This window comes from Streptomyces sp. WMMC500, from assembly GCF_027497195.1.
Taxonomy (GTDB): domain Bacteria; phylum Actinomycetota; class Actinomycetes; order Streptomycetales; family Streptomycetaceae; genus Streptomyces.
On the sequence record NZ_CP114905.1, the window covers coordinates 2,248,153 to 2,271,246 of the forward strand.

The 23,094-nt window shown below is 73.5% G+C and carries 13 protein-coding genes; 2 read left to right on the forward strand and 11 right to left on the reverse strand.

Features of this window, described 5'->3' with window-relative positions; all coding sequences use genetic code 11:
• Nucleotides 1–5: 5 nt before the first annotated feature.
• Complete coding sequence (locus tag O7599_RS09160; RefSeq protein ID WP_281621634.1) at nucleotides 6–857, reverse strand: AraC family transcriptional regulator; 852 nt, start codon at nucleotides 855–857, stop codon at nucleotides 6–8.
• 47 nt (nucleotides 858–904) lie between these two features.
• Between O7599_RS09160 and O7599_RS09165 the strand changes: the two genes are divergently transcribed.
• Entirely contained in the window at nucleotides 905–5,695 is a 4,791-nt protein-coding gene (locus O7599_RS09165) for a DEAD/DEAH box helicase (RefSeq protein WP_281621635.1), read from the forward strand.
• Between the two features lie 386 nt (nucleotides 5,696–6,081).
• Here O7599_RS09165 and O7599_RS09170 read toward each other — a convergent pair whose 3' ends face one another.
• Together O7599_RS09170 and O7599_RS09175 are read right to left on the reverse strand one after the other, a co-directional pair.
• The gene (locus O7599_RS09170) at nucleotides 6,082–6,735 is read right to left on the reverse strand and encodes a response regulator transcription factor (protein WP_281621636.1); all 654 of its coding nucleotides are present in this window, start codon (nucleotides 6,733–6,735) and stop codon (nucleotides 6,082–6,084) included.
• Between the two features lie 56 nt (nucleotides 6,736–6,791).
• Nucleotides 6,792–8,411 (reverse strand): sensor domain-containing protein, encoded by a 1,620-nt coding sequence (locus O7599_RS09175; RefSeq protein ID WP_281621637.1) that lies wholly within the window; start codon nucleotides 8,409–8,411, stop codon nucleotides 6,792–6,794.
• A gap of 148 nt (nucleotides 8,412–8,559) precedes the next feature.
• Here O7599_RS09175 and O7599_RS09180 point away from each other — a divergent pair, with 148 nt between their 5' ends.
• On the forward strand, nucleotides 8,560–9,345 hold the full coding sequence (locus tag O7599_RS09180) for a DNA-formamidopyrimidine glycosylase family protein (protein WP_281621638.1): 786 nt from the start codon (nucleotides 8,560–8,562) through the stop codon (nucleotides 9,343–9,345).
• Nucleotides 9,346–9,435: 90 nt separating this feature from the next.
• On the opposite strand, the gene O7599_RS09185 is transcribed toward O7599_RS09180, so the two are convergent.
• From O7599_RS09185 to O7599_RS09220, 8 genes are all read right to left on the reverse strand, one after another.
• Entirely contained in the window at nucleotides 9,436–9,804 is a 369-nt protein-coding gene (locus tag O7599_RS09185; protein ID WP_101421126.1) for a helix-turn-helix transcriptional regulator, read from the reverse strand.
• A gap of 90 nt (nucleotides 9,805–9,894) precedes the next feature.
• A complete protein-coding gene (locus O7599_RS09190) occupies nucleotides 9,895–10,461 on the reverse strand; it encodes a CinA family protein (RefSeq protein ID WP_281621639.1) in 567 nt (188 codons plus the stop codon).
• Complete coding sequence (gene pgsA, locus O7599_RS09195) at nucleotides 10,458–11,060, reverse strand: CDP-diacylglycerol--glycerol-3-phosphate 3-phosphatidyltransferase (protein WP_281621640.1); 603 nt, start codon at nucleotides 11,058–11,060, stop codon at nucleotides 10,458–10,460. Before pgsA ends, O7599_RS09190 begins: the two co-directional genes overlap by 4 nt.
• Nucleotides 11,057–12,658: a 30S ribosomal protein S12 methylthiotransferase RimO gene (gene rimO, locus O7599_RS09200; protein WP_281621641.1), complete on the reverse strand. Its 1,602-nt coding sequence runs from the start codon at nucleotides 12,656–12,658 to the stop codon at nucleotides 11,057–11,059. The genes pgsA and rimO overlap by 4 nt, the downstream gene beginning before the upstream one ends.
• Before the next feature lie 144 nt (nucleotides 12,659–12,802).
• Nucleotides 12,803–13,615 (reverse strand): helix-turn-helix domain-containing protein, encoded by an 813-nt coding sequence (locus tag O7599_RS09205; RefSeq protein WP_281621642.1) that lies wholly within the window; start codon nucleotides 13,613–13,615, stop codon nucleotides 12,803–12,805.
• Nucleotides 13,616–13,799: 184 nt separating this feature from the next.
• Nucleotides 13,800–16,517 carry a DNA translocase FtsK gene (locus O7599_RS09210; protein WP_281621643.1) on the reverse strand — a complete coding sequence of 906 codons (2,718 nt, stop codon included), beginning with the start codon at nucleotides 16,515–16,517 and terminating at the stop codon, nucleotides 13,800–13,802.
• Between the two features lie 102 nt (nucleotides 16,518–16,619).
• Complete coding sequence (locus O7599_RS09215; RefSeq protein WP_281621644.1) at nucleotides 16,620–17,282, reverse strand: response regulator; 663 nt, start codon at nucleotides 17,280–17,282, stop codon at nucleotides 16,620–16,622.
• 243 nt (nucleotides 17,283–17,525) lie between these two features.
• Complete coding sequence (locus O7599_RS09220; protein ID WP_281623322.1) at nucleotides 17,526–22,910, reverse strand: HAMP domain-containing protein; 5,385 nt, start codon at nucleotides 22,908–22,910, stop codon at nucleotides 17,526–17,528.
• Nucleotides 22,911–23,094 lie beyond the last annotated feature (184 nt).

Consider the following 23,094-nt stretch of genomic DNA (forward strand, 5'->3'; position numbering starts at 1 on the left):
GCCGGTCAGCCGGCCCGCTCCCGCCGGTACGCGCCCGGGGGTACGCCCACGATGCGGGTGAAGTGCCGGTTCAGGTGCGGCTGGTCGGTGAACCCCACGGTCACCGCCGCCTCCGACGGCCGCAGCCCCTCGTCCAGCAGCCGCCGCGCGCGCCGCACCCGGGCGTCGGTCAGCCAGCGGTGCGGCGGGGTGCCGTACGCCTCCTTGAAGGCCCGCAGCAGCGCGAAGGGCGACGTGCCCAGCTCCGCCGCCAGCGCCTCCAGCGTCGGCGGCGCCGCCATCCGCTCGTACAGCACCGCCCGCGCCCGGGCCGCGGTGCGCGCGCCCGCGGACGCCACCGCGCGCCCCGGGAGCCGCGCGCCGTGGCGGCGCAGCAGGCGGGCCAGCACGACGCGCAGCACGCTGTCGGCGGCCAGCGGGTCGTCCTCCTCGGCGGCGCGGTGCACCTCGGCGATGAGGCCCGAGGCGCCGGGGTCGTCGACCATGGTCTCGCCGAAGCCCGCGGTGCCGCGAATGGCGGTGACCTCGGCGGCCACCTCGGCGACCAGGCCGGCGGACGGGTAGAGCGTCGCGTACGACCAGCCCTCCGCGACACCGGCGCGGGCCGTGTGCGGCACCTCCGGGTTGATCATGACGACGGTGCCGGGACCCGCGAGGAGCGTGCCGTCCGGCATGCCGACGGCCTCCACGCCGGCGGTGACGGCGCCGAAGACGTAGCCGTCGTGGGAGTGGGCCGGGAAGGTGTGGCCGACGTAGCGGGCGCGCAGCAGATCGAGGCCGGGCAGGCTGGTGTAGCGCCAGTGCCGGGCCCACTCGCGGTCGGCGCCGTCCGGCGCCCGCGCCGTACGCGACCCCATGGGGACGAGTGTGCTGGGTGTCAGTGGTCGGGTGCACGATGGTTCACATGGCGAGATCGGTGCTGGAGACGTTCGACCCGGCGACGCGGGCGTGGTTCGAGGGTGCCTTCGCCGCGCCCACGGCCGCCCAGGAGGGCGCCTGGCGGGCGCTGGGCGAGGGCTCGGACGTGCTGGTCGTGGCGCCCACGGGCTCGGGCAAGACGCTGGCGGCCTTCCTCTCCGCGCTCGACGGGCTGACGTCCGCCCCGCCGCCCGCGGAGGCCCGCAAGCGCTGCCGCGTGCTGTACGTGTCACCGCTGAAGGCCCTCGCCGTGGACGTCGAGCGGAACCTGCGCAGCCCGCTCACCGGCATCCGCCAGGAGGCGGTCCGGCTCGGCCGGCCCGAGCCGGAGGTGCGGGTCGCGATCCGCTCCGGGGACACGCCCGCGGCCGAGCGCCGGTCGATCGCCAACCGCCCCCCGGACATCCTCATCACCACGCCCGAGTCGCTGTTCCTGATGCTCACGTCGGCCTCGCGGGACGCGCTGGCCGGGGTGGAGACCGTGATCCTGGACGAGGTGCACGCCGTGGCGGGCACCAAGCGCGGTGCCCACCTCGCGCTCTCCCTGGAGCGGCTGGACGAGCTGCTGCCGCGCCCCGCGCGCCGCATCGGCCTGTCGGCGACGGTCCGGCCGGTGGAGGAGGTGGCGCGGTTCCTGTCGCCGGGCCGGCGGGTGGAGGTCGTGCAGCCGCCGTCGGAGAAGCGGTTCGACCTGTCGGTGGTCGTGCCCGTCGAGGACATGGGGGAGCTGGGCGGCTCGCCCGTGGCCGACGACGGCGCGGGTGCCGACCGGCCGTCCATCTGGCCGCATGTGGAGGAGCGCATCGTCGACCTGGTGGCGGAGCACCGCTCGACGATCGTCTTCGCCAACTCGCGCCGGCTCGCGGAGCGGCTGTGCAACAGGCTGAACGAGATCGCGTACGAGCGCGCGGTCGGCGAGCCTCTCGCGGAGGATGCGCCGCCGCCCGCCGAGATCATGGCCCAGTCCGGCGCGGCGCAGGGCGCGCCGCCGGTGATCGCCCGCGCGCACCACGGCTCGGTCTCCAAGGAGCAGCGGGCGCAGGTGGAGGAGGACCTCAAGGCGGGGCGGCTGCCGGCGGTGGTCGCCACCTCCAGCCTGGAGCTGGGCATCGACATGGGCGCGGTCGACCTGGTGGTGCAGGTCGAGTCGCCGCCGTCGGTGGCGTCCGGGCTGCAGCGCGTGGGCCGCGCGGGGCATCAGGTGGGCGCGGTGTCGCGCGGCGTGGTCTTCCCCAAGTACCGGGGTGACCTGGTGCAGTCGGCGGTGGTCACGGAGCGGATGCGCGAGGGCGCCATCGAGGCGCTGCGGATCCCGGCCAACCCGCTGGACGTGCTGGCGCAGCAGATCGTCGCGATGACGTCCATGGACGTGTGGGACGTGGGGGAGCTGCTGGCGCTGGTGCGGCGGGCCGCGCCGTTCGCGGCGCTGCCGGAGTCGGCGTTCACGGCCGTGCTCGACATGCTCGCCGGGCGCTATCCCTCCGACGCCTTCGCCGAGTTGCGCCCGCGCCTGGTGTGGGACCGGGTGGCGCAGACGGTCAAGGGCCGCCCGGGCGCGCAGCGGCTCGCCGTCACCTCCGGCGGCACGATCCCGGACCGCGGCCTCTTCGGCGTCTTCCTCGCCGGCGCCGACCCGAAGAAGGGCGGCGGCCGGGTCGGCGAGCTCGACGAGGAGATGGTCTACGAGTCGCGGATCGGCGACGTCTTCACGCTGGGCACGACGTCGTGGCGCATCGAGGACATCACCCGGGACCGGGTGCTGGTCTCCCCCGCCCCCGGGGTGCCGGGCCGGCTGCCGTTCTGGAAGGGCGACCAGTTGGGGCGGCCGCTGGAGCTGGGGCGGGCGCTGGGCGCCTTCCTGCGCGAGCTGAGCGGCATGGACCGGCAGGCGGCTCAGGAGCGGCTGCGGACGGCGGGGCTGGACGCGTGGGCCGCGGGGAACGTGCTGGCGTACCTGGAGGAGCAGCGCGCCGCCTGCGGGCACGTGCCGGACGACCGGACGATCGTCGTGGAGCGCTTCCGCGACGAGCTGGGCGACTGGCGGGTGGTGGTGCACTCGCCGTTCGGCGCGCAGGTGCACGCGCCGTGGGCCCTGGCGCTCGGCGCCCGCCTCACCGAGCGATACGGGATGGACGCCCAGGTGATGCACGCCGACGACGGCATCGTGCTGCGGCTGCCGGACACCGACCTGATGGGGCTCGACCTGCTGGACGTCGATCCGGCACCCGGCGGCGTCTCTTCGGACGCGGCCGGGGACGACGGGCAGTCGCCGGTCGGCGCGGCCGACGTCCTCTTCGACAAGGGCGAGGTCGACCAGGTCGTCACCGACCAGGTGGGCGGCTCGGCGCTGTTCGCCTCCCGGTTCCGCGAGTGCGCGGCCCGCGCGCTGCTGCTGCCCCGCCGCGACCCGCGCAAGCGCACGCCGCTGTGGCAGCAGCGGCAGCGCGCCTCCCAACTCCTCCAGGTGGCCAGCGAGTTCGGCTCGTTCCCGATCGTGCTGGAGGCGGTGCGCGAGTGCCTCCAGGACGTCTTCGACGTCCCCGGGCTCACGGAGCTGATGGGCGACGTCGAGAACCGCCGGGTGCGGCTGGTGGAGGTGACGACGCAGGAGCCGTCGCCGTTCGCCCGCTCGCTGCTCTTCGGCTACGTGGCGCAGTTCCTCTACGAGGGCGACTCGCCCCTGGCCGAGCGCCGGGCGGCGGCGCTGTCGCTGGACTCCCGGCTGCTCGCCGAGCTGCTGGGGCAGGCGGAGCTGCGCGAGCTGCTGGACGCCGAGGTGCTGGCGGAGCTGGAGCGCGAGCTGCAGTGGCGTACGGACGAGCGGCGGATCAAGGACGCGGAGGGCGTCGCGGACGCGCTGCGCGTGCTCGGGCCGCTGACGGACGAGGAGTTGGCCGAGCGCGGCGCGGAGCAGGCGTGGGTGCGGGAGCTGGAGGGCGCCCGCCGGGCGATCCGGGTGCGGCTGGCGGGGGCGGCGCACTGGGCGGCCGTCGAGGACGCCGGCCGGCTGCGGGACGCGCTGGGCACGGCGCTGCCGGTGGGCGTGCCGGAGGCGTTCACGGAGCCGGTGGCCGACCCGCTGGGCGACCTGCTGGCGCGCTTCGCCCGTACGCACGGCCCGTTCACCTCCGGACAGGCCGCGGCGCGCTTCGGCCTGGGCGCGGCGGTCACCGACGGCGCGCTGCAGCGGCTGGCGGCGGCGGGCCGGACGGTGCAGGGCGAGTTCCATCCGGCGGGCATCGGCCAGGAGTGGTGCGACGCCGGGGTGCTGCGGCGGCTGCGGCGCCGGTCGCTGGCCGCGCTGCGGGAGGAGCTGGAGCCCGTCGCCCCGGCCGCGCTCGCGGCGTTCCTGCCGCAGTGGCAGCACCTGGGCACGCACAGCCTGCGCGGCCTCGACGGCCTCGTCCGGGCCGTCGAGCAACTGCAGGGCGCGCCGGTGCCGGCGTCGGCGCTGGAGAAGCTGGTGCTGCCGTCGCGGGTCGCGGGGTACGGGCCGACGATGCTCGACGAGCTGACGAACTCGGGCGAGGTGGTCTGGGCGGGCGCCGGTGCGCTGCCCGGCAAGGACGGCTGGATCTCCCTCTATCCCGCGGACTCGGCGCCGCTGCTGCTGCACGAGCCGCATCCGCTGGAGCTCACACCGCTGCACGAGGCGGTGCTGGCCGCGCTGACCGGCGGGTACGGGCTGTTCTTCCGGCAGATCGCCGAGCAGGTGCGCGCCGCGCACCCGGACGCCACGGACGCGCAACTCGCCGACGCCGTCTGGGACCTGGCCTGGTCCGGGCGGCTGACGAACGACACCCTGGGCCCGCTGCGCGCCCTCCTCGGCTCGGGCCGCACCGCGGGCGCGACCGCGCACCGCGCGAAGCGGCCCACGCCGCGCGGGCGTTACGGCAGCCTGGCGGTCGCGGGTGGCACGCGCACGGCGTCGCGGAACGGGCCGCCGACGGTCTCCGGCCGCTGGTCGCTGCTGCCCGAGCGCGAACCGGATGCCACGCACCGCGCGCACGCGCTGGCCCGCACGCTGCTGGACCGGCACGGGGTGGTGACCCGCGGCGCGGTGTCGGCGGAGGGCGTGGAGGGCGGCTTCTCCGCGGCGTACCGGGTCCTGTCCGCGTTCGAGGAGACGGGCCAGGCCCGCCGGGGGTACGTCGTGGAGGGGCTGGGCGCGGCGCAGTTCGCGATGGACGGCGCGGTGGACCGGCTGCGGGCGGTGGCCACGAGCCGGGAGCGCGGGGGCGGAGGTGCCGCCTTCGCGGGGGCGGCGCGGGACGACGGGTTCGCGGACGCGGAGGGGCCGGCGGGCCCGTACGGCGGGCACACCCTGAGCGACGGTCGCGGCGGGCGCCCGCGGGGCGGCGGCCCGCGGGCGTACGGAGCCGGCGGTGCGGGCCGGAGCGGACAGGGCGCGCTGGTGCTGGCGGCGGCGGACCCGGCGAACGCGTACGGGGCCGCGCTGCCCTGGCCCGAGCCCCCGCCCGGCACGACGCACAAGCCGGGCCGGAAGGCCGGCGCGCTGGTGGTGCTGGCGGACGGCGACCTCGCGCTGTACGTGGAGCGCGGCGGCCGCACGCTGCTGGCCTGGCCCCCGGCGGACGACCCCCGCCTCGCCGCGGCGGCCGAAGCGCTGGCGGCGGCGGCCCGCGGCGGCGCCCTGGGCCGTACGGCGACGGTGGAACGCATCAACGCCACCCCCGCCCTGGACTCCCCCCTGGGCACGCTCCTGGAACACTCCGGCTTCCTGGCCACCCCGCGCGGATTGCGCATCCGCGCCTGACGGCGGGCCCGGGGGCCGCGGAACGGGAGAACCGGCACCGCGACGCACCGCTGCCCCTGAACCCGGGCCCCACGGCCGGCTCAGGGCGATCACGCAACGCCGAGACCGGCGGACCGACGCGACCACGTGCCCGCGGCCCCGCAACCCCACGCGCCCGCGGCCCGGCGCGACGCGGTGCGGCGTGCGGCATGCAGCGCCCGCGCACCGGGCGAAGTCCCGGGCCAGGACGGTCCCCGCAGGCGCTCCGCACCGCGGCCGGCACCCTCCTGGCGGGGCTGCGTCAGGCCGGGACCGACGCCCGACACCGGCCCCGCAGCGCGCACGCGCTCCCGAACGTCCGGCGCGGTCTCACCGCACCCGCAGCGCCCGCCGCAGGCGCTCCGTGCCTACTCCGCCCGGCCGTTCAGATACGTCAGCACCGCACGCACCCGCCGGTTGTCGTCGTCCGACGGGGCGAGGTCCAGCTTCGCGAAGATGCTCGTCGTGTACTTGCTCACCGCGCCCTCGGAGAGGAAGAGCTGTCGCGCGATCGCCGCGTTCGAGCGGCCCTCGGCCATGCCCGCCAGCACCTCCCGCTCCCGCGGCGTGAGCCGCCCCAGCGGCTCGTCCCGCGCGTTGCTCGCCAGCAGCTTCGCGATGACCTCCGGGTCCATCGCCGTGCCGCCCTCCGCCACCCGCCGCACCGAGTCCACGAACTGCCGCGCCGCGAACACCCGGTCCTTCAGCAGGTACCCCACCGACCCCCGCCCGTCCGCCAGCAGCTCCCGCGCGTACAACTGCTCCACGTGCTGCGACAGGATCAGCACCGGCAGGTCCGGCCGCTCCCGCCGGGCCGTCAGCGCCGCCTGCAGGCCCTCGTCCGTGAACGTCGGCGGCAGCCGGATGTCGACCACCGCGACGTCCGGCCGCTCGGCCCGCAGCGCCGCCAGCAGTTCCTCGCCGGACTCGACCGCCGCGCAGATCTCCATGCCGTACGCCTGCAACAGCCGCGTCAGCCCGTCCCGCAGCAGGTACTGGTCCTCCGCCAGGACGACTCGCACTGCCCCGCTCCTCTCCGCCCCGCCCGCCGCCGGGACGGCGGCCGTGCGCACCCCCGTCAACACCCCTGCGCCCCGCTGCCCTTGCGCCACCGCCGCAGCAGTGGCGGCAGCCCGGCGAGGCCCAGCGTCACCATCGCCAGCGCCGTCGGCCAGCGCAGCGCCTCCGGCATGTACAGCGCGAGGAACCACGACCTGTTGTCCGTGCCGAAGATCAACAGCACCCCTGCGACCAGCCCCTGGGGAACCAGTGCGACGGAACAGAGTACCGGGGCCAGAGCCGTCAGCCACAGCTCCCCGCGCCCGGCCGCCGCCCCCCGCGCTCCCGCGGCAGTCCCCGCGGCCCCGCCGACCGCCTCCGGCTCGCAGCACTCCTCCCCCAGCGGGCACGGGATCTCCACCGCCACCGTCGTCGGCCCGCCCTCGGGGCTGCTCACCGCCAGCACCCCGTCGAACGGCCTGAGCCGCCGCTCCACGCCCCGCAGCCCGCCCCCCGCCGTCGGCACCGCGCCCCCGCGACCGTCGTCGGTGACCGTCGCGCGCAGCACCCCGTCGCGGTGCCACAGGTCGATGTCCACCCGGTCCGCCCCGGCGTGCTTGCCCGCGTTGGCCAGGATCTCCGCCACCGCGAAGTACGCCGCGGACTGCACCGGGTCCGGCAGTCCCCCGCGCAGGTCGACCTCGACCCGTACGTCCAGCGCGCTGTCCAGCGCCAGCGCGCGTACGGCGTCCCCCAGGCCCCGCTCCGCCAGCACCGGCGGGTGGATGCCGCGGACGAGTCCGCGCAGCTCCCGCAGCACCGCGGACGACGACTCCTGGGCCTGCCGCAGCAGCACCTTCGCCGCCGCCGGGTCGTCGTCGACCAGTTCCTCCGCCGCCGAGACCGTCATGCCGAGGGCGACGAGCCGGGCCTGCGGCCCGTCGTGCAGGTCCCGCTCGATGCGCCGCACCTCCGCCGCCTGCCAGTCGGTGGCCGCGTTGCGCTTCTCGTCCAGCTCGGCGACCTGCAGCGCCAGCTCCGAGGCCCGGGCCGGCGCCAGCAGGGTCCGCGTCCAGCGCGCGTGCAGCGCCAGCGCCCGCGGCCCGGCCCACAGCCCGAGCGCGAGGAACGCCGCCCCCACGGGCACCAGCGCGACGGCGGTGTCCTGCGAGGCGACCTCGACGCCCGCGTAGTCGGCGAGCGTGTCCCCGGGGTACGACGGGTCCCACAGCAGCGGCAGCGCCATGCCGAACAGCCCGTAGCCGACGGCGATCAGCGGCAGCGCCGCCATCGCGAGGCCGACGACCGGGTCCGCGACCAGCCACAGGGTGTCCCGCCAGGTCGCGCGGTCGGACAGCAGCCGGTGGACGCGCTCGAAGAACTCCGGCAGGGCGGGGCTGCGGTAGCTGATGCCCAGGTGCCGGTAGCGGCCGTCGGGCCCGGGCCGCGGGTGCGGCGGCGCGGGCAGGTACGGCTCGGGGATCGGCCGCCCGGTCCAGCGGCCGGTCAGCGCGCGGGCGGCGCTCGCGGCGGCGCGGGCGCCCGCGACCCCCCAGGGGAAGAGGAACAGCAGCCCGAGCCCGAAGCCGAGCACCAGTGAGCCGAGCATCACGGCCTGCGCGGCGACCTCCACCACCGCCAGTGCCACCAGCACGACGGCGCGTCCCTGCGCGGTCACGTACGGCCGCAGCCTGCTCATGGAGCCTCCCCGTTCCGTCCTCATGATGCCGCCCATCGTGTCCCGCGCGGCAGCCCTGGCACCGCCCCCGCAGCCCCCGGACCGGGGTGGGTCTGTCCCCACCCGGTACGCCCGGCCCGTACCCCCCGCGCCCTGGCACGATGGACGGGTGCCCGAAGGAGACACCGTCTGGCGCACCGCCCGCCTGCTGCACGAGGCGCTCGCGGGCCGCCGGCTCACCCGCTGCGACCTGCGCGTGCCCAAGCTGGCTACGGCCGACCTCACCGGCCGCGAGGTCACCGAGGTCGTACCGCGCGGCAAGCACCTGATGACCCGCGTCGAGGGCGGCCTCACGCTCCATTCGCACCTGCGCATGGACGGCGCCTGGATGCTGTACGCGGACGGAGAGCGCTGGCGCGGTCCTGGCCACGAGATCCGCGCGGTCCTCGGCAACGCCGCCCGCACCGCGGTCGGCTACCGGCTGCCGGTGCTGGAACTCCTGCGCACCGCCGCGGAGGACCGCGTCGTCGGGCACCTCGGCCCCGACCTGCTCGGCCCGGACTGGGACCCGGCGGAGGCGGAGCGCCGGCTGCTCGCCGACCCCGCCCGCCCGCTCGGTGAGGCGCTGCTCGACCAGCGCAATCTCGCCGGGATCGGCAACGTCTACAAGTCGGAGCTGTGCTTCCTCGCCGGCGTCAGCCCGTACGCCCCGGTCGCCGCGCTCCCCGAGCCCGGCCGGCTCGTCGCCGCCGCGAAGCGGCTGCTGGAGGCGAACCGGGACCGCGTGGCCCGTACGACGACGCCCTCCCGGCGGCCCGACCGGCGGCTGTGGGTCTACGGCCGCGGCGGCAGGCCGTGCCTGCGCTGCGGGACCGCGGTGCGCAAGCGGGCGCAGGGCGAGACGGCGGACGAGCGCGTGACGTACTGGTGCCCGCGCTGCCAGTCGGACGGGTGAGCGCCCGGGAGGGCCCGCGGGCGGGGCGCACAAGCCGAGAGCCCGGCTCCGCCGACGGCGGACCGGGCTCTCGAACCAGGCTCTCTTCGCTCAGGCCGCCACGGGATCGGGCTCCTTCGGGGCCTTGATGGTGACTCGCTCGTCGGGCATCCCCGTCACCGACGTCACGGTGAACGAGCGCACAGGCGCGGGGATGGGCTCGGTGGCCGCGGCGGACTCGGCCAGCTCCGCGAGGGCGAGCTCGCCGCTCACCTCGCGCATCAGCTCCGACATCCGGACGTCCAGGGCCTCACAGATCGAGTTGAGCAGCTCGGAGGAGGCCTCCTTCTGGCCTCGCTCGACCTCCGACAAATAGCCGAGGGAGACACGCGCTGACGAGGAAACCTCGCGCAGCGTCCGGCCCTGGCGCTGTCGCTGCCGGCGCAGCACGTCACCCAGCAGGCGACGGAGCAAAATCATGCGTGGCTCCCTCCTAGGACCTCGGATCCGGATCCTCTCTGCTCCACCGTACCGCCTCGGACCGTGACAGTGCGGCGACGGAAGTCATCTTCACCGTTCGCCAAGCGAGGAATACGGGGCCTCCTGATCAGGATTTTCCGGGTATTTCCGCCCGTCTTGCCCCTTCGGCGTCGCGTCCAGGTGGCGCCCGAGGAGCGTCAGTGCCTCCCCCACGGCGGCCGCGCGGATCTCCGTGCGAGACCCCGTCAGGTTCAGCGACCGCGTCTCGCTGCGGCCCTCGGGACCGGCGACGGCGACGAAGACCGTACCCGGCTGCTGCCCGTCCTGCGGATCCGGCCCGGCGACCCCGGTCGTGGCCACCGCCCAGTCGGCGCCGAGCCGCCAGCGCACCCCGGCGGCCATCTGCCGGGCGACCTCGCCGTCGACGGCGCCGCGCTGGGCGAGCAGTGAGCTGTCGACGCCGAGCACGTCCCGCTTGAGGTCGGTCGCGTACGCGACGACGGCGCCCCGGAACGCCTGGGAGGCACCGGGAACCGCGGTGATCTCGGCGGCGAGGAGGCCGCCGGTGAGGGATTCGGCGACGGCGAGGGTGACGCCCCGCTCCTCGCACAGGGCAAGGATGCCGGCCGCGGACCCGTCGGTGTTCTGTGTGGTCACTGGACTCTCTGCTCCCGTTCGGCGGCCAGCCCCCTGCGGCGGAGCACGATCGCCTGCTTGACGTAGTCCAGGCCGGTCACCACGGTCAGGACCACGGCCGCGGCCATGATCCAGAAGCGCAGCGTGGCGAGCGGTCCGGTGAGGGTGAGGATGTACATGCCCACGGCCACCCCCTGGGCCAGGGTCTTCAGCTTCCCGCCCCGGCTGGCCGGGATCACACCGTGCCTGATCACCCAGAACCGCATGAGGGTGATGCCGATCTCCCGCGCCAGGATCACGATCGTCACCCACCAGGGCAGGTCGCCCAGCGCCGACAGGCAGATCAGCGCGGCGCCCATGATCGCCTTGTCGGCGATGGGGTCGGCGATCTTGCCGAAGTCGGTGACGAGGTCGTAGCGGCGGGCCAGCTCCCCGTCGAAGAGGTCGGTGATCATGGCGATCGTGAAGGCGGCCCAGGCGAACGAGCGCCAGGCCGGGTCATGGCCGCCGTGGGCGGCCATGAGCAGCACGAACGCCGGTACGAGCAGCAGCCGCACCATGGTGAGGACGTTGGCGATGTTCCACAGACCGGCCTGGCCGACGGCCGGGGCGGGGCTCATCTCGCGGCCTCCTCGGCCGGCTCCCGGGGCCGCCGTCGATCGGGCTCGCCTATCGGCTCGGCCACCAGGTCCACGCCTTCGCTCGCCACCACCTTGGCGGTGACCAGCGCCCCCGGCGCCGCCCGCCGGGCGCTCCCGCCGGCCAGCAGCGTCACGCCGTCGGTCTCCGGCGCCTGGTGCGCCGCGCGGCCGGCGACCTCCCCGGCGTCCGCGCCGGAACCGGCGTCCGGACCGGCGTCCTCCACCGCGTCCACCAAGACCAGAACCGTCTCCCCCACCCGCTCCTCGGCCCGCTGCGCCGTCAGCTCCTCCGCCAGCCGCGTCATGTGCGCCAGCCGCTCCGCGACCGCCTCCGGGGCGACCTTCGAGCCGTACCCGGCGGCCTCCGTGCCCTCCTCGTCGGAGTAGCCGAAGATCCCCACGGCGTCCAGGCGTGCGGCGGTGAGGAAGCGCTCCAGCTCCTCGACGTCCCGCTCGGTCTCGCCGGGGAAGCCGACGATGAAGTTCGACCGGGCACCCGCCTCGGGTGCCCGCGAGCGGATCTCCTCCAGCAGTTGCAGGAACCGCTCGGTGTCCCCGAAGCGGCGCATGGCGCGCAGCACTTCGGGGGCGGCGTGCTGGAAGGACAGGTCGAAGTACGGCGCCACCTTCTCCGTCGACGTCAGGACGTCGATCAGCCCCGGGCGCATCTCGGCGGGCTGCAGATAGCTGACCCGGATCCGCTCGATGCCGTCCACGGCGGCCAGTTCGGGCAGCAGCGTCTCCAGCAGCCGCACGTCACCGAGGTCCTTGCCGTACGAGGTGTTGTTCTCGGAGACGAGCATGATCTCCCGTACGCCCTGCCCGGCCAGCCAGCGGGTCTCGCCGAGGACGTCGGCGGGGCGGCGGGAGACGAAGGAGCCGCGGAAGGAGGGGATGGCGCAGAACGTGCACCGGCGGTCACAGCCGGAGGCCAGCTTGACCGAGGCGACGGGACCGGAGCCCAGCCGGCGGCGCAGCGGCGGCCGGGGCCCGGAGGCGGGGGCGACCCCGGCGGGCAGGTCGGCCGGGGCGGTGTCGGCGGGGGCCGCCTCTGCGGGGGCGGTGTCGGCGGGGGCGGTGGCGGCCGGCGAGGCCGGGTCGCCGTGGCCCGGCAGCGCCGCCGCGCCGCGGGCGGCGGCGTCCTGCCGCTCCGCGGGGCTGATCGGCAGCAGCTTGCGGCGGTCCCGCGGGGTGTGCGCGGCGTGGCCGCCGCCGGAGAGGATGGTCTGCAGCCGCTCCGAGATGTCGGCGTAGTCGTCGAAGCCGAGGACGCCGTCCGCCTCCGGAAGCGCGTCGGCCAGCTCCTTGCCGTACCGCTCCGCCATGCAGCCGACGGCGACGACGGCCTGCGTACGGCCCGTGTCCTTGAGGTCGTTGGCCTCCAGCAGGGCGTCGACGGAGTCCTTCTTGGCGGCTTCGACGAACCCGCAGGTGTTCACGACGGCGACGTCCGCGGCGGCGGCGTCCGTGACGAGGTCCCAGCCGTCCGCCGCCAGGCGGCCCGCAAGCTCCTCGGAGTCCACCTCGTTCCGGGCGCAGCCAAGCGTGACGAGGGCGACGGTGCGGCGTTCAGGCATGGGCTCAGCCTACTTCGTCCCGCGCCCGCAAACCGCCGCCGACCAGCCGCATTCCGCACGCCCGTGCGAAGCACGGGAGAGCGACGGTACGGACGTGCGAGCCTCGCCGCAGGCCGGGCCCGCGCCGCCGCCCGGCCGGGCCGGTCAGCCGGCCTCGGGATCGCCCTTGGTGTACGTCAGCCGCTCGACCTCGCCGGGCTGGAAGTCCTCCGCGATCTGCTTGCCGTTCACGAACAGGTCGACGCCGCCGGCGTTGCCGAGGACGACGTAGATCTTCTCGCTGTCGGTGACGGTGACGGAGTCGCCCTGGGCGAGGACGCCCTCCTCCAGCTCGCGCCCGTCGGCGCCCTGCGCGGAGATCCAGCTCTGCCCGTCCGCCGCGACGATCCGCAGCGTCACCTTGTCCGGCGGCGCCCCGGCCACCGCGCTGTCCGAGGGCTGCGGGCGCTGCTTGTCCTCGGCCGCGTCCTTGCCGGAGTCGGGGTCCTTCGGCTTCTCGGACCCCTGCGACTCCCCGGCCACCGAGGAGCCGTCGGGCTCCTCCTCGTCACCGCCGCTGAAGACGGTGAACCCCACGAAGCCGACGACGGCCACGATCGCGGCGACCATCGCGGCGGTCCAGTTGGGGCGGCGCGGCTCGGGGCGGATGCGCTCGGCCTCGAACATCGGCGCGGCGGGCGTGGGCACGGGCCGGCCACCGTGCTCCGCGTCGTACTGCGCGACCAGGTCCTCGGCCTCCAGACCGACCGCCCGCGCAAGGGTTCGCACATGCCCCCGGGCGTAGACGTCGCCGCCGCAGCGAGAGAAATCGTCCTGTTCGATGGCATGGATGATCGGAATGCGCACACGCGTCGACAAGCTGACCTGTTCGACGGACAGCTTGGCATCAAGGCGGGCCTGCTGGAGGGCGCGACCGACGGAAGGGCGGTCGCCTGTGGGGGAGTTGCCGAGGGACACGTGGGCGCCTTTCGGGGTGAGCCACCTGCCGGGTGTTCAGTCTAGGGGGGTTGTAAAAGGATCGGCCAACCGGTCGAGCACACTTAATGGGCCATCGGGATAGACGTACTGCCCGACAGCGGGATCACCCGCCCGGCCCATTGATGTGACGCATCAGACGCCGAACCGGTTGCCCCACTCGCCGTTACGGTTGATCCTGCCCCCGCAGTTGGGCGAGCACTCCGTCCATTTCATCCGGTTTGATGAGTACGTCCCGCGCCTTCGAACCCTCACTCGGACCGACGATCCCGCGTGACTCCATCAGGTCCATCAGCCGGCCCGCCTTGGCGAACCCGACCCGCAGCTTGCGCTGGAGCATCGACGTGGAGCCGAACTGCGTGGAGACCACCAGCTCGGCCGCCTGGCACAGCAGATCGAGGTCGTCGCCGATCTCCTCGTCGATCTCCTTCTTCTTCGCCCCGCCGACCACGACGTCCTCGCGGAAGACCGGCGCCATCTGGTCCTTGCAGTGCTGCACGACCGCGGCGACCTCGTCCTCCTCGACGTACGCGCCCTGCAGCCGGACCGGCTTGTTGGCGCCCATCGGCAGGAACAGCCCGTCCCCCTTGCCGATCAGCTTCTCGGCGCCGGCCTGGTCGAGGATGACGCGGCTGTCGGCGAGGGAGGAGGTGGCGAAGGCCAGCCGGGAGGGCACGTTCGCCTTGATCAGCCCGGTGACGACGTCGACGCTCGGGCGCTGGGTGGCGAGCACCAGGTGGATGCCCGCGGCGCGGGCGAGCTGCGTGATCCGTACGATCGCGTCCTCGACGTCCCGCGGCGCGACCATCATGAGGTCCGCCAGCTCGTCGACGATCACCAGCAGGTACGGGTACGGGGCCAGGTCCCGTTCGCTGCCGGGCGGCGCGGTGGCCTTGCCGGAGCGGACGGCGGCGTTGAAGTCGTCGATGTGGCGGTAGCCGTAGGCGGCGAGGTCGTCGTAGCGCAGGTCCATCTCGCGGACCACCCACTGCAGGGCTTCCGCGGCCCGCTTGGGGTTGGTGATGATCGGGGTGATCAGGTGCGGGATGCCCTCGTACGCGGTCAGCTCCACCCGCTTGGGGTCGACCAGCACCATCCGCACGTCCTCCGGCGTGGCCCGCGCCATGACCGAGGTGATCAGGCAGTTGATGCAGGAGGACTTGCCGGAGCCGGTGGCGCCGGCGATGAGGATGTGCGGCATCTTGGCGAGGTTCGCCGAGACGTAGCCGCCCTCGACGTCCTTGCCGAGGCCGACGAGCATCGGGTGGTCCTCGCCGGCCGCCTCCGCGGAGCGCAGCACGTCGCCGAGCTTGACCATCTCGCGGTCGCTGTTGGGGATTTCGATGCCGACGGCGGACTTGCCGGGGATGGGGCTGATGATGCGCACGTCGGGGCTGGCGACGGCGTAGGCGATGTTCTTCGTCAGCGCCGTGATCCGCTCGACCTTCACGGCCGGGCCGAGCTCCACCTCGTAGCGCGTGACCGTCGGGCCGCGGGTGAAGCCGGTGACGGCGGCGTCGACCTTGAACTCGGTGAAGACCTGGGTGAGGGAGGCGACGACGGCGTCGTTGGCGGCGCTGCGCGTACGGCCGGGGCCGCCGCGCTCCAGGATGTCGAGGGACGGCAGCGCGTAGGTGATGTCGCCGGAGAGCTGGAGCTGTTCGGCGCGCGGCGGCAGGGCGGCGGGGTCGGGCTCGGCGGCCTGCTTGGTGAGGTCGGGGACCGAGTTCTCCCGCGGGCTCTCGGAGCGTACGGACTCCTGCCCGCCCGACTCCTCGCGCGCCGCCGGTACGCCACCGGTGCGCTCGGCGACGCCGTGGGTGAGGTCGGCGAGCAGCGGGGAGGGCTGGACGCCGTGCAGCACGGCGCCGTCGAGGTCGGTGGCGGCGGCGGCGGCCGCGTCGATGGGGTCCATGCCGGCGTAGTCGCGGTCCGCCGCGGGGCGGCGCGGGGCGGCGGGTGCCGCCTTGCGGGTCCGGCGGCGCCGCGGCGGCGGCGCGGGCTCCCCGGCCCCGTCCTCCTCGTCCTCGTCCGTACGCACCAGGCCGTCGCGCCAGTCGTCGTCGAAGTCCTCCGCCTTGGCCACCGCCGCCGGATCGGGCCGCGGCTGTACGAGGCCGAGCCGCACCCCGGCGGCGTGGATCCGGTCCGGGATCCTGGCGACCGGCGTCGCGGTGACGACGAGCAGCCCGAAGACGGTCAGCAGCACCAGCAGCGGCAGCGCGAGCACGTCGCCGAGGGTGCTGACCAGCGGCCGGCTCACCGCCCAGCCGACGAACCCGCCGGAGTCCCTGATGGTCTGCGTGCCCTCGCCGCGCCCCGGGGTGCCGCAGGCCAGGTGCACGAGCCCGAGCACGCCGATGACCAGGGCGGACAGGCCGATGACGATGCGGCCGTTGGCCTCGGTCTTCTCGGGGTGGCGGATGAGGCGTACGGCGATGGTGGCGAGCAGGATCGGCACGAGCAGGTCGAGGCGGCCGAAGGCGCCGGTGACCAGGATCTCGACCAGCTCGCCCACCGGTCCCTGGAGGTTCGACCAGGTGCCGGCCGCGACGATCAGGGCGATGCCGAGCAGCAGCAGGGCGAGGCCGTCCTTGCGGTGGGCGGGGTCGAGTCCCCTGGCGCCGCGCCCTATGCCGCGGAAGAGGGCGCCGACGGTGCGGGCGAGGCCGAGCCAGACCGCGCGCAGCAGGTGCAGCACGCCGGCGGTGGGCGAGGGGGCGGGCTTCTTGGCCGGGGCCTTCTTGGCCGCGGCGCCCTTCTTCGGCGGCGGCTTCTTGCCCGCCGCCTTCTTCGCGGGCGCCTTCTTCGCCGCGGGCTTTTTGGCCGTGCTACCTCCGGACCGCTGCCGGGAGTTGCCGCTGCCAGAGGTACGTGAGGCCATGTGTGCGAGATTACCGGCAGCGCACGCGCGGGACACGCAGGACGTGCAGGTGCGCACTCCCCGCGCATGCGGGGCCGGCCGAGCCCTCGCCGCCCGGGCCGGCTACTCCGTGTCGGGGCGGGAGCCCGGCTCCAGGGCGTCGATCGCCTTGCGCAGCCCGGTGAGTTTCCGCTCCAGGTGCGCGGCGGTGGCGACGACCGCGGACTCCGCGTTCGCCCCGCTGAGCTGCTTCGACAGCGCCTCTGCCTGCTCCTCGGCCGCCGCGAGCCGGGCGGAGAGCTCGGCGAGCAGCCCGGTCTGGGCGGCCCCGTCGCCGTTGCCCTTCTGGGCGCCTTCGAGCTGCAGCCGCAGCAGGCCGGCCTGCTCGCGCAACTGCAGGTTCTTCATGTACAGCTCGACGAACACCGAGACCTTCGCCCGCAGCACCCAGGGGTCGAAGGGCTTGGAGATGTAGTCGACGGCTCCCGCGGCGTAGCCGCGGAACGTGTGGTGCGGACCGTGGTTGATGGCCGTGAGGAAGATGATCGGAATGTCGCGGGTGCGCTCGCGGCGCTTGATGTGCGCCGCGGTCTCGAACCCGTCCATGCCCGGCATCTGCACGTCGAGCAGGATCACCGCGAAGTCCTCGGTCAGCAGCGCCTTGAGCGCCTCCTCCCCGGACGACGCCCGGACCAGGTGCTGATCCAGCGCGGAAAGGATGGCCTCCAGCGCCAGCAGATTCTCCGGCCGGTCATCGACCAGGAGAATCTTGGCCTTCTGCACCATGGCCTGCCCTCCTCGCCCCGGCGGTGTGCCGGTCCTCGTCGCCAAAGACGCGCCCAGCGTGCCGCCCGCCCTCGTGCCGGTCATCGTATCCACACCCCGAGACTCGCCACACCCTGTCACCGAGTTGTCACTGCGCACACCGCGACAACGCGCCTGCGATCAGTTTGGTTCCCGGAATCCCGGGTTCTCACACGCATTTGGACACACTGAGTCATCAAAGAGCATGATTTCACGGCGATTTGACTACTCTCCGCTCATCCAGCCGGTCATAACCATGAGCAATCGGTCGGTATCCACAGGTTTGGTGACATAGTCCGATGCGCCCGCTTCGATGCTCTTCTCCTTGTCGCCCTTCATCGCCTTCGCCGTCAGCGCGATGATCGGCAGCCCGGCGAACTGCGGCATCCGGCGGATCGCCTCCGTCGTGGCGTAGCCGTCCATCTCCGGCATCATGATGTCCATCAGCACCACGGCCACGTCCTCGTGCTGCTCCAGCACCTCGATGCCCTCGCGGCCGTTCTCGGCGTACAGCACCGCGAGCCCGTGCTGCTCCAGCACGCTGGTCAGCGCGAAGACGTTGCGGATGTCGTCGTCGACGATGAGCACCTTCTCGCCGCGGAACGTGCCCTGGAAGCGCGGCGACGCCGACCGCTGCGGCACCGCCCTCTCCAGCCCGCCGCCGTCCGCGGAGAGGGCACCCGAAGCGCCTTCAGGCGCCGCTGAGGCGTCCCCAGGGCCCCCGTCGGCCACCGGCCCGTCGAGCTGCCCCGCGGGCCCTGAGCGCCCGTCAGGGGACTTCCTCGTACGTCCCGAAGGCGGCGCCTCGACGTCGGCGGCGCCGGCTGCCTGCGCCGCCTCGGCCTGCTCCAGGCCCGCCGCGAGCGCCCCGGCGACGGCGGTCCCCGTGCCCGGGAGCCCGGGGGCGGGCAGCTCCGCCGGGTGCAGCGGCAGGTACAGCGTGAACGTCGAGCCGCGGCCCGGCTCGCTGTCGACGTGGATCTCGCCGCCCAGCAGCCGGGCGATCTCCCGGCTGATCGACAGTCCCAGCCCCGTGCCGCCGTACTTGCGGCTGGTCGTGCCGTCGGCCTGCTTGAACGCCTCGAAGATCACACCCATCTTGTTCGACGGGATGCCGATCCCCGTGTCGGTCACCGAGAACGCGATCAGCTCGGCGTCCGGGTCGCGCAGCGCCCCCTGCTCCAGCAGTTGTTCCTTGATGGCCTGCGGCACGTCGTCCCGCGCGGTGCGGATCAGCAGTTCGACCGCACCGCTGTCGGTGAACTTCACCGCGTTCGACAGCAGGTTGCGCAGCACCTGCAGCAGCCGCTGCTGGTCGGTGCTGAGCGTCGCCGGCGGGTCGGGCGAGACCCGTACGGAGAAGTCGAGCCCCTTCTCCGCCGTCAGCGGCCGGAACGTCGCCTCCACGTAGTCGACGAGCTGCACCAGCGCGATCCGGGTGGGACTCACGTCCATCTTGCCCGCCTCGACCTTCGACAGGTCGAGGATGTCGTTGATCAACTGCAGCAGGTCGGAGCCCGCGCCGTGGATCGTCTCGGAGAACTCCACCTGCTTCGGCGTCAGGTTCCCGTCGCCGTTGTCGGCGAGCAGCTTCGCCAGGATCAGCAGCGAGTTCAGCGGCGTGCGCAGCTCGTGCGACATGTTCGCCAGGAACTCGGACTTGTACCGCATCGAGACGGCGAGCTGCTCGGCCCTTTCCTCCAGGCCCTGCTTGGCCTCTTCCAGCTCGCTGCTCTTGATCTCGATGTCGCGGTTCTGCCGGGCCAGCAGCTCCGCCTTCTCCTCCAGCTCCGCGTTCGACTCCTGCAGCGCCTTCTGCCGCACCTCCAGCTCGCCCTGCCGGTCGCGCAACTGCGCCGCCAGCTCCTGGGACTGGCTGAGCAGCACCTCGGTCTTGGAGTTGACGCTGATGGTGTTGACGCTGGTGGCGATGACCTCGGCGATCTGGCCCAGGAAGTCCTTCTGGATCTGGGTGAACGGCTGGAACGACGCCAGCTCCACCACACCCAGCACCCGGCCCTCGAAGATGAGCGGGAGCACGATGACGTGCGCCGGCGGCGCCTGGCCGAGTCCCGAGGCGATCTTCAGATAACCCTTGGGGACGTTCTCGACGACGATCGGGCGCCGCTCCTGCGCGGCGGTGCCCACCAGGGTCTCGCCGGGCCGCAGGATGTGCGGCAGTTCGTTCCCGGAGTGCCCGTACGAGTCGATCATGCGCAGCTCGTACGCGTCGTCCCCGCTGGCCGCGCCGATCTCGACGACGGCCTCGGCGCCGGAGCGCTGCACGAGGAAGAACGCGCCGTGCTGCGCGGCGACCACCGGCGTCAGCTCGCTCATGATGAGCCGCGCCACGTCGGCGAGGTCGCGCCGGCCCTGCAGCAGGCCGGAGATGCGGGCGAGGTTGCCCTTGAGCCAGTCCTGTTCCTTGTTGGCGATGGTCGTCTCGCGGAGCTTCACGATCATCGTGTTGATGTGGTCCTGCAGCTCCATCATCTCGCCGTAGGCGTCCACGTCGATCTTGAGGTTGAGGTCGCCCCGGGTCACCGCGGTGGCCACCTGGGCGATCTGCCGCACCTGGCTGGTCAGGTTGTTCGCCATCAGGTTGACGGACTCCGTGAGGTCCTTCCAGATCCCGGAGACCCCGCGCACCCGCGCCTGCCCGCCGAGGCGGCCCTCGGTGCCCACCTCGCGGGAGACCCGGGTGACCTCGTCGCCGAAGGACGAGAGCTGGTCGACCATCGTGTTGATCGTGGTCTTGAGCTCCAGGATCTCGCCCTGCGCGGCCACGTCGATCTTCTTCGACAGGTCGCCGCTGGCCACGGCGGTGGTCACCATGGCGATGTTGCGCACCTGGTTGGTGAGGTTGGACGCCATCGAGTTCACGGACTCGGTGAGGTCCTTCCACGTACCCGAGACGCCGGGCACGCGGGCCTGGCCGCCGAGCCGGCCGTCCGTGCCGACCTCCCGGGCGACGCGGGTGACCTCGGCCGCGAACGACGACAGCGTCTTGACCATGGTGTTGACGGTGGCGGCGAGCTGCTGGACCTCGCCGCGGGCCTCGACCGTGACCGTACGGGTCAGGTCGCCGTTGGCGACGGCGGTGGCGACCTGGGAGATGTTGCGCACCTGGCTGGTCAGGTTGACCGCCATCTGGTTCACGTTGTCGGTGAGGTCCTTCCAGATGCCCGAGACCCCGCGCACCCGCGCCTGGCCGCCGAGCTGGCCCTCCGTGCCCACCTCGCGCGCCACCCGCGTGACCTGCTCGGCGAACGACGACAGTTGGTCGACCATCGTGTTCACCGTCGTCACGAGTTCGAGGATCTCGCCCTGCGCGTCGACGGTGATCTTCTTGGACAGGTCGCCGCGGGCCACCGCGGTGGTGACCTCGGCGATGCTGCGCACCTGCGACGTCAGGTTGTTCGCCATCGAGTTGACGGACTGGGTGAGGTCCTTCCACGTACCGGAGACGCCCTGGACCTCCGCCTGGCCGCCGAGCTTCCCGTCGGTGCCGACCTCGCTGGCGACCCGCGTGACCTGGTCCGCGAAGGACGAGAGCTGGTCGACCATCGTGTTGAGGGTGTTCTTCAGCTCCAGGATCTCCCCGCGGGCGTCCACGTCGATCTTCTGCGACAGGTCACCGCGCGCGACCGCCGTCGCGACCTGCGCGATGTTGCGGACCTGGCCCGTCAGGTTGCCGGCCATGAAGTTGACGGAGTCCGTCAGGTCCCGCCAGACGCCGGCGACGCCCTGCACCCGGGCCTGCCCGCCGAGCCTGCCCTCCGTACCGACCTCGCGCGCCACCCGCGTGACCTGCTCGGCGAACGACGAGAGCTGGTCGACCATCGTGTTGATGGTGTTCTTCAGCTCCAGGATCTCCCCGCGGGCGTCGACCTCGATCTTCTGCGACAGGTCACCGCGCGCCACGGCCGTCGTCACCTGGGCGATGTTGCGGACCTGACCGGTCAGGTTGCTCGCCATGAAGTTGACGGAGTCGGTGAGGTCCTTCCACGTGCCCGAGACCCCCTCGACACGCGCCTGGCCGCCGAGGCGGCCCTCGGTGCCCACGTCCCGCGCCATCCGCGTGACCTGGTCGGCGAAGGAGGACAACTGGTCCACCATCGTGTTCACGGTGTTCTTCAGCTCCAGCATCTCGCCGGAGACGTCCACCGTGACCTTCTGCGACAGATCGCCGTTCGCGACCGCCGTCGTCACCTGCGCGATGTTGCGGACCTGACCGGTCAGGTTGCGGAAGGCCGTGTTGACCGAGTCGACCAGGTCCTTCCACGTGCCCGCGGCACCGGAGACCTGGGCCTGCCCGCCGAGCTCGCCCTCCACGCCGACCTCGCGGGCCACCCGTGTGACCTCGGCGCCGAAGGACGACAACTGGTCGACCATGGTGTTGACGGTGTTCTTCAGCTCCAGCATCTCGCCGGAGACGTCCACCGTGACCTTCTGCGACAGATCGCCGTTGGCCACCGCCGTCGTCACCTGCGCGAACTCGCGCACCTGCCGGGTCAGGTTGGAGAAGGCGGTGTTCACCGAGTCGGTGAGGTCCTTCCAGATCCCCGCCGCACCCGGCACCTGCGCCTGCCCGCCGAGCCGCCCCTCGGCGCCGACCTCGCTGGCCACGCGCGTGACCTCGCCCGCGAAGGTGCGCAGCGTCTCGGTCATGGTGTTGATCGTGTCCGCGAGCTGGGCGACCTCGCCGCGTGCGCTGACGGTCACCTTCTGCGACAGGTCGCCGTTGGCGACCGCGGTGGTGACCTGGGCGATGCCGCGCACCTGGGCGGTCAGGTTGCCCGCCATCAGGTTCACGCTGTCCGTGAGGTCCTTCCACACCCCGCCGACGCCCTCGACCTGCGCCTGCCCGCCCAGCTCGCCCTCGGTGCCCACCTCACGGGCCACGCGGGTCACCTCGGAGGAGAACGCGGAGAGCTGGTCGACCATCGTGTTGACGGTGTTCTTGAGCTCCAGCATCTCGCCGTCGACGTGCACGGTCACCTTGCGCGACAGGTCGCCCTTGGCGACCGCCGTGGTCACCAGGGCGATGTCGCGCACCTGGGCCGTCAGCCGGTACGCCATGGTGTTCACGGAGTCCGTGAGGTCCTTCCAGGACCCGGACATCCCGCGGACCTTCGCCTGGCCGCCGAGCTTGCCCTCGGTGCCGACCTCGCTGGCGACGCGGGTCACCTCGTCCGTGAACACGGAGAGCTGGTCCACCAGCCCGTTGACCGTACGGCCCATCTTCAGCACTTCGCCCCGCAGCGGGTGCGGGGCGCCGTCATGGCCCTGCGGCCGCAGGTCCATGCGCTGCTGCAGATCGCCGTCCGCCACCGCCGTCAGCACCCTGCCGACGTCGGCCAGGGGGCGCACGAGATCGTCGACCAGTGCGTTCGACGCATCGACCGCCGCCGCCCACGACCCCTCGCAGGGCCCGGCCGACAGCCGCTCGGCGAGCTTGCCCTCCCGGCCGACCATGCGCCGCACCCGCGACAGCTCGCCGGTGACGTGCAGATTACGCTCCGCAACCTCGTTGAAGACCTCGGCGATCTCGGACATCACGCCGTCGCCGCCGACCCGCAGACGCTTGCGGAAGTTGCCGTCGCGCATGGACTCCAGCGCGCCCAGCAGGCGGTAGAGCGAGGCCGTGTCGACCTGTGTCGTCCCGGAGGGCGTCCGGGAGCGCCCGCCCTTCGTGCGCGGACTCACGTCCGGCGCGCTCGCGTCAGCCTCCACTGTGTCCCTCCCGCAGGGTCGAGTTCGCCTCGGGCTCCCTCCGAAGCCCTCCCAGTGT

Excerpts from the sequence above, each read along its gene's own strand:
- O7599_RS09220 (WP_281623322.1), bottom strand. The coding sequence starts at position 22,910 with ATGCGCGACGGCAACTTCCGCAAGCGTCTGCGGGTCGGCGGCGACGGC.
- O7599_RS09175 (WP_281621637.1), bottom strand. The coding sequence starts at position 8,411 with ATGAGCAGGCTGCGGCCGTACGTGACCGCGCAGGGACGCGCCGTCGTG.
- rimO (WP_281621641.1), bottom strand. The coding sequence starts at position 12,658 with ATGCCTGAACGCCGCACCGTCGCCCTCGTCACGCTTGGCTGCGCCCGG.
- O7599_RS09215 (WP_281621644.1), bottom strand. The coding sequence starts at position 17,282 with ATGGTGCAGAAGGCCAAGATTCTCCTGGTCGATGACCGGCCGGAGAAT.
- O7599_RS09160 (WP_281621634.1), bottom strand. The coding sequence starts at position 857 with ATGGGGTCGCGTACGGCGCGGGCGCCGGACGGCGCCGACCGCGAGTGG.
- pgsA (WP_281621640.1), bottom strand. The coding sequence starts at position 11,060 with ATGAGCCCCGCCCCGGCCGTCGGCCAGGCCGGTCTGTGGAACATCGCC.
- O7599_RS09185 (WP_101421126.1), bottom strand. The coding sequence starts at position 9,804 with ATGATTTTGCTCCGTCGCCTGCTGGGTGACGTGCTGCGCCGGCAGCGA.
- O7599_RS09165 (WP_281621635.1), top strand. The coding sequence starts at position 905 with ATGGCGAGATCGGTGCTGGAGACGTTCGACCCGGCGACGCGGGCGTGG.
- O7599_RS09210 (WP_281621643.1), bottom strand. The coding sequence starts at position 16,517 with ATGGCCTCACGTACCTCTGGCAGCGGCAACTCCCGGCAGCGGTCCGGA.